The following is an 11,974-nucleotide window of genomic DNA, read 5'->3' as shown; positions in this document are numbered from 1 at the left end:
CCCAGGGCCAGGGCACCCAGAGCCACGGCGACGCGGGGATCTCGCACCTGATCGGCGGACCCGCCCGCCCCGGGCGCTCCGGAAGAAAGGGCAGATCCATGAAGAGCACGCTGGGCAAGATCACCCTGGTCGCCGTCGGCACGCTGGCGCTGGCCGGCCTCGCCGTCCCGGCCGCATCCGCGCACGTCGGTGCCGCCGGCGGCGGCGCGTTCGTCGCCTCCGCCGACCCGGTCTTCGCGGCCGGCGAGGGCTGGGGCATCGCCCACACCTCGAACATCGCGGCCGGCGAGTACGGCTGGGGCGCCGCGACCTCCACCGACCTCGCCGGTGGCGGGGAGGGCTTCGCCCACATCGGCGGCTGGTAGGACGCAGGACGAAGGCCGGGCCCTCCCGTCGGGGGGCCCGGCCTTCGGCGTGCGTGCGGGCGCTACTTGAGCATCGCGGCGGCCTCGACGGCCCAGTAGGTGAGGATCTGCTCGGCACCGGCCCGGCGGATCGAGGTGAGGGTCTCCAGGATGGTGCGCTCCCGCTCGATCCAGCCGTTGGCGGCGGCGGCCTCCACCATCGCGTACTCACCGGAGATCTGGTACGCGGACACCGGCACCGGGGAGGCGTCGGCGACCTGCCGCAGGACGTCCAGGTAGAGCATCGCGGGCTTGACCATCACCATGTCAGCGCCCTCGGCGAGGTCCAGCTCCAGCTCGCGCAGCGCCTCGCGGGCGTTCGCCGGGTCCTGCTGGTAGGTCTTGCGGTCGCCCTTGAGCGAGGAGTTGACGGCCTCGCGGAACGGGCCGTACAGCGCGGAGGCGTACTTGGCGGTGTAGGCGAGGATCGCCACGCCCTGGTGCCCCGCCTCGTCCAGCGCCCGGCGGATCACGGCGATCTGGCCGTCCATCATGCCCGAGGGGCCGACCATGTGGACGCCGGCCTCGGCCTGGACCACGGCCATCTCGGCGTAGCGCGCCAGGGTGGCGTCGTTGTCCACGCCGCCGTCCTCGGCCAGCACGCCGCAGTGGCCGTGGTCGGTGAACTCGTCCAGGCAGAGGTCCGACATCACCACGAGCCGGTCGCCGACCTCCGCGACCACGTCGCGGATCGCCTGCTGGAGGATGCCCTCCGGGTTGGTGCCCTCGGAGCCCACGGCGTCCTTCACCTCGGGCAGGCCGAACAGCATGATGCCGCCCACCCCCGCCTCGGCGGCCTCCACCGCGGCCTTCCGCAGGCTGTCCCGGGTGTGCTGGACCACGCCGGGCATCGAGGAGATCGGCTTCGGCTCGGTGATGCCCTCGCGGACGAAGGCGGGGAGGATCAGTTCCGCCGGGTGCAGCCGGGTCTCGGCGACCAGCCGGCGGACCGCCGGGGTCGAGCGGAGCCGGCGCGGGCGGACGTACGGGAATTCAGCGGACACGGCTTCTCTCTCCGAACGATGGTGCGGTGCCGGGGGCGGCGGTCGGGCCGCCCCCGGTCTCTACGTCAGCGCGCGGCCTTGCGGCGCGAGCCGGGACGGCGCTCACTGGGGCGGTACACCGGCTCGCCCGCGGCGGTCGCGGTGTCCCGGCGCTTGGCCCCGAAGTCCGCCAGCGCCTGGGCCAGCGCGGCCGCCGACGGCGCCGGGGCCATCACGTCGACCCGCAGGCCGTGCTCCTCGGCGGTCTTGGCGGTGGCCGGGCCGATGCAGGCGATGACGGTCACGTTGTGCGGCTTGCCGGCGATGCCGACCAGGTTCCGCACGGTCGAGGACGAGGTGAACAGCACCGCGTCGAAACCGCCGCCCTTGATCGCCTCGCGGGTCTCGGCCGGCGGCGGCGAGGCGCGCACCGTCCGGTACGCCGTCACGTCGTCGACCTCCCAGCCCAGCTCGACCAGGCCGGCCACCAGGGTCTCGGTGGCGATGTCGGCGCGCGGCAGCAGCACCCGGTCGATCGGGTCGAACACCGGGTCGTACGGCGGCCAGTCCTCCAGCAGCCCGGCCGCGGACTGCTCGCCGGACGGCACCAGGTCCGGCTTCACGCCGAAGTCCACCAGCGCCTGCGCGGTGGTCTCGCCGACCGCCGCGACCTTGATCCCGGCGAACGCCCGGGCGTCCAGGCCGTACTCCTCGAACTTCTCGCGCACCGCGCGCACCGCGTTCACCGAGGTGAAGGCGATCCACTCGTAGCGGCCGGTGACCAGGCCCTTGATCGCCCGCTCCATCTGCTGCGGGGTGCGCGGCGGCTCGACCGCGATGGTCGGCACCTCCTGCGGCACCGCGCCGTACGAGCGCAGCTGCTCGGAGAGGCCGTGCGCCTGCTCCTTGGTGCGCGGCACCAGCACGTTCCAGCCGAACAGCGGCTTGGTCTCGAACCAGGAGTGCGAGGCGCGGTGGGCGACCTGCTCACCGACCACGGCTATCACCGCGGTGGCCGGGTCCACCGGGGCGGAGACCGGGGAGGGCAGCACCCGGGCGGCCTTGAGGTCCGCCGCGATGGAGGCCAGCGTCGCGGTGAAGGTGCGCTGACGGGTGGTGGTGCCGGAGAGCGTGGCGCTCAGCGCCGAGTCCGGCTTGCGGCCGTTGGCGACCAGCGCGTTGGCGGTGGCCGGCAGCTGGCCCAGGGTGGTGCGCACCACCAGGGTGGTCTCCGGCGCGCCCAGGTCCACCGGGGAGCCGGCCAGCAGCGCCGCGGCCTCCACGAAGCGGACGTCGGTACCGGCCGCGCCGCGCAGCGGCACACCCGCGTAGGCGGGCACGCCGACCGACTGGGCGACGCCCGGGATCACCTCGAAGGCGATCCCGGCACCGGCGCAGCCGAGCATCTCCTCGGCCGCGCAGCCGTCCAGGCCCGGGTCGCCGTCGACGGTCCGCACCACGTGCTTGCCGGAGCGCACGGCCTCGGCGACCAGGTGGGCCAGGTCGAACTCCGGCCCCTCGGCGCCCGGGGTGTGCACCTGCACGCCGGTGGGACAGTGGCTGCGCACGGCGGCGGCGGTCAGCGGGTCGGCGACCAGCACGTCGGCGGAGGCCAGCACCTCGACCGCGCGCAGGGTCAGCAGGCCCGGGTCGCCGGGGCCCGCGCCCAGGAAGGTGCAGCGCCCGGCGGACGGGACCGTGCCCCCGAACGGGCTGTCGGCCGGGAACGGGCTGTCGGTGGCGGTGGTGGGGCTCATCGGGCTCGCTCCCCCATCAGGGCGGCCGCGCCCGCGTCGAGCAGCCGGGCGGCCAGCGCGCGGCCGAGGGCCGTCGCCTGCTGCTCGGCGGTCTCGTCGAGGACGATCGGACCGTGGGCGGACATCTTCAGCATGGTGGCGCCGTCGGGGGTGCCGACCACGCCCTCCAGCCGCAGTTCGGTCTGGTGGTTCCAGCCGGCCAGTGCGGCGACCGGCGCGGAGCAGCCGGCCTCCAGGGCGCCCAGCAGGGCGCGCTCGGCGGCCACCGCGACCCGGGTGGGGGCGTGGTCGAGGGCCGACAGCGCGGCGGCCAGTGCGGTGTTCGCGCTCGTGCACTCGACGGCGAGCGCGCCCTGGCCCGGGGCCGGGATCATCAGCTCGGGTTCGAGGTGCCCGGTGATCTCGGCCGACCGGCCGAGCCGGTTCAGGCCGGCCGTGGCCAGCACCACGGCGTCCAGCTCGCCGGAGGTGACGAAGCCGATCCGGGTGTCCACGTTGCCGCGGATCGCGACGGTCTCCAGCTGGGCGCCGTTGGCCCGGGCCCAGGCGTTCAGCTGCGCCATCCGGCGCGGCGAGCCGGTGCCGATCCGGGCCGGGCGACCGGCGCCGGCCAGCTTCTCGACCAGCTCGTCCAGCGCCAGGCCCTCGCGCGCCACCAGGGCGTCACGGCTGTCCTCGCGCTGCGGGACGGCCGCCAGCACCAGGCCCTCGGGCTCGGCGGTCGGCAGGTCCTTGAGGGAGTGCACGGCGAAGTCGATCCGGCCCTCCAGCAGCGCGTCGCGCAGCGCGGAGACGAACACCCCGGTGCCGCCGATCTGGGCCAGCGACTCGCGGGAGGTGTCGCCGTAGGTGGTGATCTCCACCAGCTCGACGGGGCGCCCGGTGACCCGGGTCACCTCACGGGCGACCATGCCCGACTGGGCCATGGCGAGCGCGCTGCGCCGGGTGCCGAGCCGCAGGGGTGCCGCGGTGGCGTCCGGCGTCCGGCCGGTGAGCGGTTGACCATTCATGAGGTGATCGTCCCGGTGGTACTCGTGGGATGGCTGACGGTTCATCCGGCGCCCCCGCCCGCAGGCTGCTGGGCGCCGATCGGAGTGCCCGAGACCGCGTGCACGGCGGCCGGGTCGAGGTCGAAGAGTTCGCGCAGGGCCTCCGCGTAGGAGGCGCCGCCGGGCTCGGCGGCCAGCTGCTTCACCCGCACGGTGGGCGCGTGCAGCAGCTTGTCGACCACCCGGCGGACGGTCTGGCCGATCTCGGCGCGCGAGCGCTCGTCCAGTCCGGGCAGCCGGGAGTCCAGGCGGCCCAGCTCGGCGGCGACCACCTCGGAGGCCATCGCGCGCAGCGCCACCACGGTCGGGGCGATCCGCGCGGCCCGCTGGGCGGCGCCGAAGGCGGTGACCTCGTCGGAGACGATGCCGGAGACGGCGTCGACGTCGCCCGCGCCCGGGGTGGCGGCGTGGGCGTGCGAGAGGCTCTCCAGGTCGACCAGCAGCGCGCCGGGCAGCTCGTGCACGGTGTGGTCGACGTCGCGCGGCATGGCGAGGTCGAGCAGGGCGAGCGGGGTCGAGCCGGCGCGGGCGGCGACCGCGGCGGCGACGTCGTCGGCCTTGATCACCACGCCGGCCGCGCCGGTGCAGGAGATCACCAGGTCGACGTCGGCCAGCGCCTCGGGCACCTTGGCCAGCTCCAGGGTGCGGGCGACGTCCGCGCCGAGGATCTCGACCAGCCGCTCGGCACGGGCCGGCGTCCGGTTGGCGATCAGCAGGTCGGTCACGCCCGAGCGGACCAGGGTGGCGGCGGCCAGCGAGCTCATCGAGCCCGCGCCGACCACCAGCGCCCGCTTGCCGGCGATCTCGCCCGCGCCGGCCGCGACCTGCTCCAGGCCGAAGGTCACCAGCGACTGGCCGGCCTTGTCGATGCCGGTCTCGCTGTGCGCGCGCTTGCCGACCCGCAGCGCCTGCTGGAACAGCTCGTTCAGGCCGCGCCCGGCGGTGTGCTCCTCCTGGGCCTTGGCCAGGGCGTCGCGCAGCTGGCCGAGGATCTGGCCCTCGCCGACCACCATCGAGTCCAGGCCGCAGGCCACCGAGAAGAGGTGGTGGACGGCGCGGTCCTCGTAGTGGACGTAGAGGTGCGAGGTCAGCTCCTCCAGGTCCACCCCGCTGTGGTGGGCGAGCAGCAGCGACAGCTCGGCGACGCCGGCGTGGAACTTGTCCACGTCGGCGTACAGCTCGATCCGGTTGCAGGTGTTCAGCAGCGCGGCCTCGGCGACGGTCGCGGACGCGGCCGCGTCGTGCAGCAGCCTGGTCGGCACCGCACCGGTCAGCGCGGCGCGCTCCAGCACGCCGACCGGGGCCGTGCGATGGCTCAGCCCTACGACGAGAAGACTCACGCCCGCTCCCTGGTCCCACGAATCTCGGTGCTCATGCCGGCATCACCGCGGACAGCTCGCCCTCGCCGGCCTTGCCGGGCTTGCCCTTCGCCGCCGGGTCCGCGTCCTCCGCGGCCGCGCGCGCCTTTCCGCTGCCCCCGGCCGCCCGGCGGAGCTTGGCGGCGGCGGCACGGACCGGGCCGGGGGCCCGGTCGAGCACGGACTCGGTGCGGTCCGGCTCGTCGCCGGCCTTGCGCTGCTCGTGGAAGGCGAGGATCTGCAGCTCGATGGAGAGGTCCACCTTGCGCACGTCCACGCCGTCCGGGACGGTCAGCACGGTCGGGGCGAAGTTCAGGATGCTGGTGACGCCGGCCTCGACCAGCCGGTCGCAGACCTGCTGGGCGGCGCCGGGCGGGGTGGTGATGACGCCGATCGAGACGTGCTGGCTCTCCACGATGGACTCCAGTTCGTCCATGTGGCGCACCGGCAGGCCGGCCGCGCTGCTGCCGACCACGGCCGGGTCGGCGTCGAGCAGGGCGGCGACCCGGAAGCCGCGGGAGGCGAAGCCGCCGTAGTTGGCGAGGGCGTGGCCGAGGTTGCCGATGCCGACGATGACGACCGGCCAGTCCTGGGTCAGGCCCAGCTCGCGGGAGATCTGGTAGACGAGGTACTCGACGTCGTAGCCGACACCGCGGGTGCCGTAGGAGCCCAGGTAGGAGAAGTCCTTGCGGAGCTTGGCGGAGTTCACCCCGGCCGCGGCGGCCAGCTCCTCGGAGGAGACCGTCGGAACCGAGCGCTCGGAGAGCGCGGTGAGAGCGCGCAGGTAGAGGGGCAGGCGGGCGACCGTCGCCTCGGGGATCCCCCGGGCACGCGAGGATCGGCGCGCGGCGCCCGGGTCGGGCGTCTGCGAACTGCTCTGTGGTGATCGGCCGACGGCCACGGCGCTCCTGTGGGTGAAGCTGGGCTTTGGCAGCCAGGCTATGCGTTTGTGAACGTGTGCACAAAGATGGTGTCCGTTTTGTCCCTGCACAGTGACGCGCATCACGCCGTCGACCCCATAGCACCGGCCGCTTTCCGGGCCGCCGCCGGGGGCGGTGCAGCGGGTGGCCCGGGGCCGTACGGAAGGCGGTCCGACAGCTCGCGCGGAGCGGGCACGGGGGCCGGGCCGGCGCCGTCGCGCGTCACCAGCGGAACCGGCTCGCCCGACGGGCGGGAGCGGGCCCGCCCCAGCCGCGGCCACGGCACCCGGGCCGCCTCCCGCAGCGACTCCGTCCAGTCCCCCGGCGGGCAGGACGGCGCGTCCAGGCAGTGCCGCAGCAGGCCGGCGGTGGCGCGGGCGTCGCCCAGCGCGGTGTGCGCCGCGAACCCGCCGAGGCCGGCCGCCTCCACGCAGGCCGTCAGGCCGAAACCGCGGGCCCCGGGCAGGTGGGCGCGGGCCAGCCGCATGGTGCACAGCAGCGGCACCGGCGGCATCGGCACCCCGATCCTGGCGAACTCGCGGTCCAGGAAGGCCTGGTCGCAGGTCACGTGATGGCCGACCAGCACCCGGCCGGCCAGCAGTTCCAGCAGCCGCGGCGCGATCTCGCGAAACCGCGGGGCGCCCTCGACGTCCTGCTGCTCGATCCGGTGCACATGGGTCGGGCCGACCGGGCCCAGCGGGTCCAGCAGGGTGCAGAACTCGCCCTCCGGGCGGAGCCGCTCGTCCAGCAGCACCACGGCCACCTCGACCACCCGGTGCCGCCAGGGGCTGCGGCCGGTCGCCTCCACGTCCACCACGGCGAAGCCCCCGGGAGCGGGCGGCGACGACGGGTCGGGAAGCATGGCGGCACTCCTCGCGTGCTCAGCCCCCCATGGGCGCAAACGAGTTCGATCGTAAGCCGACCGGCGGGAGGCGCCCCAAGCCGAGCACGCGGAATCTTCACAACGATTCGGCGAACCGCCCCCGCCGTACGGCGGGGGGGGTGACGGGGGCGGCCTCGGGGTCAGGCGCCGAGGGCGGTGCGCAGGCGCTTCTCGTCCACGCGCCAGAAGTCGTGCTGACGACCGTCGACCAGGGTGACCGGGATCTGCTCCCAGTAGCGCCGGTAGAGCTCCTCGTCCTGGGTGATGTCCTTCTCCTCGAAGGACGCGCCCAGCTCGGCCGTCACCCGGACGATCACCTCCCGGGCGTCGTCGCACAGGTGGCAGCCGGGCTTGGCCACCAGGGTCACCGTCCGGTCGGCCGGCTTCGGGTTCTTGTCACGTCGCAGCAGTGGACTCACCCCGCCATTGTGCGACGCCCCTACACGGGGACCGGACACGACCGGCCCTCCTCCCGTTCACCCTCCGGGCACGCGGCCGTCACGGCTGCCGCGCAGGTGGCTGGTTATGCTCGATGACATGGCCGTGCTCCGAAGGCTCACCCAGGCAAGGCGTTCCACCGGCTCGCGGACCGCCCTGGCGGGCGAGGCCGCGGCCGAGGCGGCGGAGGCCGCCCTGCGGGCCGCACCGGAGCCGCCCGCCGAGGAGGAGGCGCAGCCCGGGGAGGGCCGGCCCGAGGGTGCACATCCGGCCAAACGCGGCAAGGCGCCCAAGGCCCCCGAGGGCAACCACACGCCCGAGCCGGACGACCCGCGCGCCGCCGCGTTCTTCGACTGCGACAACACCATCCTGCGCGGCGCCGCGATCTTCTACCTCGGCGTCGGCCTCTACCGGCGCGGCTTCCTCAGCCGCCGGGACATCGCCAGGTTCGCCTGGCAGCAGACCTGGTTCCGGCTGCACGGTGCCGAGGACCCGGAGCACATGGCGGACGCCAAGCACACCGCGCTCGGCGTGGTGGCCGGAAAGCGGACCGCCGACCTGGAGGCGCTCTGCGAGGAGGTCTTCGAGGACGTCATCGCCGACAAGGTGTGGCCGGGCACCCGTGCGCTGGTGCAGATGCACCTGGACGCCGGGCAGCGGGTCTGGCTGGTCACCGCCGCGCCGGTGGAGGTGGCCCGGATCATCGCGGCCCGGCTCGGCATGACCGGCGCGCTCGGCACAGTGGCCGAGGCGCGCGACGGCGCTTACACCGGCCGGCTGGTCGGCGACCTGCTGCACGGCCCGGCCAAGGCGGCCGCCGTGCGCTCGCTGGCCCGGCGCGAACGGCTCGACCTCGACCGGTGCGCCGCCTACAGCGACTCGGCCAACGACATCCCGATGCTCTCGCTGGTCGGCCACCCGTACGTGGTGAACCCGGACGGCGCGCTGCGGCGGCACGCCCGGGCGCAGGGCTGGCGGGTCCGGGACTTCCGGACCGGCCGGAAGGCGGCCCGGGTGGGCCTGCCGGCGGCGGCCGCGCTCGGCGTGGCGGCGGGTGCGGCGGCGGCCGGGATCGCGCTGCACCGCCGCCACCGCGCCTGAGCCGCCGCGTCCGCGGCCCGGCGGGCGGCCCGGCGAACGGTCGGCGGCGGGTCGCGGACGGGCTCCACGGCCCCTCGTCCGGGCGCCCCTCGCCGGGGTGAGCACGGTCAATCCGCACGCTGACCAGGCCGCTCGTACGGGCGAACTCCCGCGCGTCGCGGAGCCGTCCGGACCTGCCGACCGAACCCGATACCCCGTGACCGGATCTGATCGTTCGCCAGCTTGCGAAAGTCGGGGATTATCTGACCCCCGGGCCGGGAAACCGCCCGCCGTACCGCCGAATTGGTCACCTGGCGCACCCGTTCTGTCACGTTGAGCCAGCCCATCGCCGACACGTTCGGTCAGTTTCGGCCGGATTTGCACCCTTCGCGGATCCCAAACGACCACTTCGACCACACGGTGTAGCTGTCATTGCACAAAGCGTTATTCTCTCCTGGATGCACGTCACCCACCCGCCCCAGGCACGACCTGGCGGGACGGGCGTGCTCTCCGCGCAGGCGGAGGTGATCCGTCCACAGTTCTGCCTCTGGGAGTCCCGTGTACCCACCCGTCCGGAACGACGCGCCTGCACCCTCCCGCCCGTCGTCCGCGCCCCTGCGCTCCCGCACCGCCCTCCGCGGCCGCCCCGCCGCGCCCCGGCAGATCTCCACCGGCCTGGACCTGCTGCGCACCATGCTCCGCAGCCGGCTCGCCGTCACCCCCCAACCGGTGCCCGTCGGCGCCGCGTTCGGCCCCGGACCCGCCGCCGGCGGCCCGCTGCTGCGCACCACCGCCGCCGGATCGGCCGGCACCGGTGCCCGCGGCCGCGCCGGAACCACCGGCGGCCGCAGCCGCTCCCGCACCACCACCGGCCCCGGCCACGAGACCGAGCACAACCCGGTCATGGAACTGGTCGAGCGGGCCCAGGCCGGCGAGAGCGAGGCCTTCGGCCGGCTCTACGACCACTACGCGGACACCGTCTACCGCTACATCTACTACCGGGTCGGCAGCCGGGCCACCGCCGAGGACCTCACCAGCGAGACGTTCCTGCGCGCGCTGCGCCGGATCGGCACGTTCACCTGGCAGGGCCGGGACTTCGGCGCCTGGCTGGTGACCATCGCCCGCAACCTGGTCGCCGACCACTTCAAGTCCAGCCGCTTCCGGCTGGAGGTCACCACCGGCGAGATGCTCGACTCCAACGAGTGCGAGCGCAGCCCCGAGGAGTCGGTGCTGGAGTCGCTCTCCAACGCCGCCCTGCTGGAGGCCGTCCGCCGGCTGAACCCGCAGCAGCAGGAGTGCGTCACCCTCCGCTTCCTGCAAGGGCTGTCGGTCGCCGAGACCGCCCGGATCATGGGCAAGAACGAGGGCGCCATCAAGACCCTCCAGTACCGCGCCGTGCGCACCCTGGCCCGTCTGCTCCCGCCCGACGCGCGATGAACCGACGCGCGATGAACCGGCGGCCGTCCGGGCAGGGCTCCGGGCACGCCGCGGGCGGGCCGGGAGGCGGGCCGTCACCTCGTGGGACGGCCCGACACATCCGGGTGAACGGTCGGTCCGATGATCAGCCGTGCGTAACCGACCGCCCGCACCGCTCGTTGGCCAGCGTGCAAGCCTCCACCAGGCGTACGGTCAAGTCGAATTGCGACCTCTCACCCGATGGAGTGGCTTTGGCTTGCCGGGGCAACCGTCCGGCAGGCCGGGGTGTCGACAACGACGAAGGGAGGTGTGGCCCGTGACGGCAAACGTGCTGGAGCACCGGCGCGCGAAGGCCTTCGCCGAGGCGCTGGAGGCCCACCAGGCGGAGCAACGCGCTGCCGACGGTGACGGAACGGCCAACACCGCCGGCGGACACGCCGGTTCGGCCGCGATGGCGGAACTCATCGACACGGTCGGCGCGCTGCGCGCGCTGCCCGCCCCGGAACTCGACCACGAGGTCCGGACCGTCCAACGCGCCCAGCTGATGGCCGCGTTCGAGCAGGCCCTGGCGGGCGGGCCGGGTGCCACCGTGCCACGGCAGCGCCGCCACCGGGCCGTCCGCACCGCGCCGCGCGGACGCTGGAGCCGCCGGTTCGCGATCGGCGGGCTGGTCGCCGGCCTCGCCGTCGGCAGCTTCGCCGGCGCCGCGGCCGCCAGCGGCAACGCGCTTCCGGGCGACCCGCTGTACGGCATGAAGCGCGGTCTCGAAGGCCTACGGCTCAACCTGGCGGGCTCCGACAGCGAACGCGGCGAACTGCTCCTGGACAACGCGGCCACCCGCCTCGGCGAGGCGCGGTCGCTGGTCGGCCGGGCCGACTCCGACGGAGCGCTCAGCGCGGGTACCGTCGAGCAGCTCCGCAGGGCCCTGGACGCCATGCACGCCGACGCCATCAAGGGGCGCGACCTGCTGCGCGCGATCTACCGCAACAACGGCTCGCTCGACCCGATGCGCACGCTGGCCGGCTTCGCCCAGGACGAGGACGGCACCTGGGCCGAGCTCCAGTCCCGGCTCCCGGTGCAGCTCATCCCCCAGGCCCACCTGGTGGACCAGCTCTTCGACGACATAAGCCAGGACGTCGCGCCCCTGCGCCTGGTCCAGCAGCCCGCCAAGAGCGGTGCGCCGGCCGGCGGCGGGGCGGGCGGCGGTACCCACGGTCCGGGCACCGGCGGTTCCGGCGTGCCGTCCGCCGGGACGGCGCCCGGCGGCAACCCGGCGGCCGGCGGCGTGCCGGCCCACGGCGGTGCCACCGGCGGTCCGGCGGGCGGCGCGGCCGACGGGCGTCCGGCGGCTCCGCAGGTCCCGCCCCAGGGCGGCGTCCCCGCCCCGGCGGCCCCCGCCGCGCCGGTGCTGCCGCTGCCGAGCGGTCCGGCCAATGTCGTCCCGGAGGAGGTCGGCGGGCTGGTCGACGACCTCACCAGCGGGCTCACCGGTGCCAGGCCCTCGCCCAGCGCCGACGCCCCCGCTCCGGCACCGGCGCCGGACCAGTCCCCGGCCGCGCCGAGCGAGGCGCCGAGCACCGGGGGCCCCGCCCAGCAGGGCGTCGAGGTACCGCCGCTGATCCCGGGTCTGCTGCCGGGTCTGCGGATCCTCGGCGGCTGACCGGCCGCCCGGTGGGAGAACGGAGC

The 11,974-nt window shown here is 75.0% G+C and carries 10 protein-coding genes and 1 pseudogene; 4 read left to right on the top strand and 7 right to left on the bottom strand.

The window, feature by feature from the left end; genetic code table 11:
- Nucleotides 1-365, top strand: a pseudogene (locus tag ACFU74_RS32005) (hypothetical protein); the annotation flags it as partial.
- Between the two features lie 62 nt (nt 366-427).
- On the opposite strand, the gene hemB reads toward ACFU74_RS32005, so the two are convergent.
- The 7 genes from hemB to ACFU74_RS31970 form a co-directional block, all read right to left on the bottom strand.
- Complete coding sequence (gene hemB, locus ACFU74_RS32000; RefSeq protein WP_380763169.1) at nt 428-1,408, bottom strand: porphobilinogen synthase; 981 nt, start codon at nt 1,406-1,408, stop codon at nt 428-430.
- 65 nt (nt 1,409-1,473) lie between these two features.
- On the bottom strand, nt 1,474-3,144 hold the full coding sequence (locus ACFU74_RS31995) for a uroporphyrinogen-III synthase (protein WP_380763167.1): 1,671 nt from the start codon (nt 3,142-3,144) through the stop codon (nt 1,474-1,476).
- Complete coding sequence (gene hemC, locus ACFU74_RS31990) at nt 3,141-4,154, bottom strand: hydroxymethylbilane synthase (RefSeq protein ID WP_380763165.1); 1,014 nt, start codon at nt 4,152-4,154, stop codon at nt 3,141-3,143. Before hemC ends, ACFU74_RS31995 begins: the two co-directional genes overlap by 4 nt.
- A gap of 41 nt (nt 4,155-4,195) precedes the next feature.
- The gene (locus ACFU74_RS31985; RefSeq protein ID WP_380763163.1) at nt 4,196-5,533 is read right to left on the bottom strand and encodes a glutamyl-tRNA reductase; all 1,338 of its coding nucleotides are present in this window, start codon (nt 5,531-5,533) and stop codon (nt 4,196-4,198) included.
- A 31-nt stretch (nt 5,534-5,564) separates the two neighbouring features.
- Nucleotides 5,565-6,452: a redox-sensing transcriptional repressor Rex gene (locus ACFU74_RS31980; protein ID WP_380763161.1), complete on the bottom strand. Its 888-nt coding sequence runs from the start codon at nt 6,450-6,452 to the stop codon at nt 5,565-5,567.
- A 101-nt stretch (nt 6,453-6,553) separates the two neighbouring features.
- Nucleotides 6,554-7,333 (bottom strand): exonuclease domain-containing protein, encoded by a 780-nt coding sequence (locus ACFU74_RS31975; protein WP_380763159.1) that lies wholly within the window; start codon nt 7,331-7,333, stop codon nt 6,554-6,556.
- Between the two features lie 161 nt (nt 7,334-7,494).
- On the bottom strand, nt 7,495-7,773 hold the full coding sequence (locus ACFU74_RS31970) for a glutaredoxin family protein (protein WP_380763157.1): 279 nt from the start codon (nt 7,771-7,773) through the stop codon (nt 7,495-7,497).
- 118 nt (nt 7,774-7,891) lie between these two features.
- Here ACFU74_RS31970 and ACFU74_RS31965 point away from each other — a divergent pair, with 118 nt between their 5' ends.
- From ACFU74_RS31965 to ACFU74_RS31955, 3 genes are all read left to right on the top strand, one after another.
- Nucleotides 7,892-8,893: an HAD family hydrolase gene (locus ACFU74_RS31965; protein WP_380763155.1), complete on the top strand. Its 1,002-nt coding sequence runs from the start codon at nt 7,892-7,894 to the stop codon at nt 8,891-8,893.
- A 672-nt stretch (nt 8,894-9,565) separates the two neighbouring features.
- The gene (locus ACFU74_RS31960) at nt 9,566-10,309 is read left to right on the top strand and encodes an ECF subfamily RNA polymerase sigma factor, BldN family (protein WP_380763171.1); all 744 of its coding nucleotides are present in this window, start codon (nt 9,566-9,568) and stop codon (nt 10,307-10,309) included.
- 295 nt (nt 10,310-10,604) lie between these two features.
- Entirely contained in the window at nt 10,605-11,948 is a 1,344-nt protein-coding gene (locus ACFU74_RS31955) for a DUF5667 domain-containing protein (RefSeq protein ID WP_380763153.1), read from the top strand.
- Nucleotides 11,949-11,974 lie beyond the last annotated feature (26 nt).

Origin of the sequence: Kitasatospora sp. NPDC057500, from assembly GCF_042802195.1 — a bacterium.
GTDB lineage: Bacteria > Actinomycetota > Actinomycetes > Streptomycetales > Streptomycetaceae > Kitasatospora.
Note: the sequence above shows the minus strand (reverse complement) of the source record. Positions and strands in the feature narration are given on the sequence as shown.

Coding starts and splice junctions, on each gene's coding strand:
- ACFU74_RS31995 (WP_380763167.1), bottom strand. CDS start 3,144: ATGAGCCCCACCACCGCCACCGACAGCCCGTTCCCGGCCGACAGCCCG.
- ACFU74_RS31960 (WP_380763171.1), top strand. CDS start 9,566: ATGCTCCGCAGCCGGCTCGCCGTCACCCCCCAACCGGTGCCCGTCGGC.
- ACFU74_RS31975 (WP_380763159.1), bottom strand. CDS start 7,333: ATGCTTCCCGACCCGTCGTCGCCGCCCGCTCCCGGGGGCTTCGCCGTG.
- ACFU74_RS31965 (WP_380763155.1), top strand. CDS start 7,892: ATGGCCGTGCTCCGAAGGCTCACCCAGGCAAGGCGTTCCACCGGCTCG.
- hemC (WP_380763165.1), bottom strand. CDS start 4,154: ATGAATGGTCAACCGCTCACCGGCCGGACGCCGGACGCCACCGCGGCA.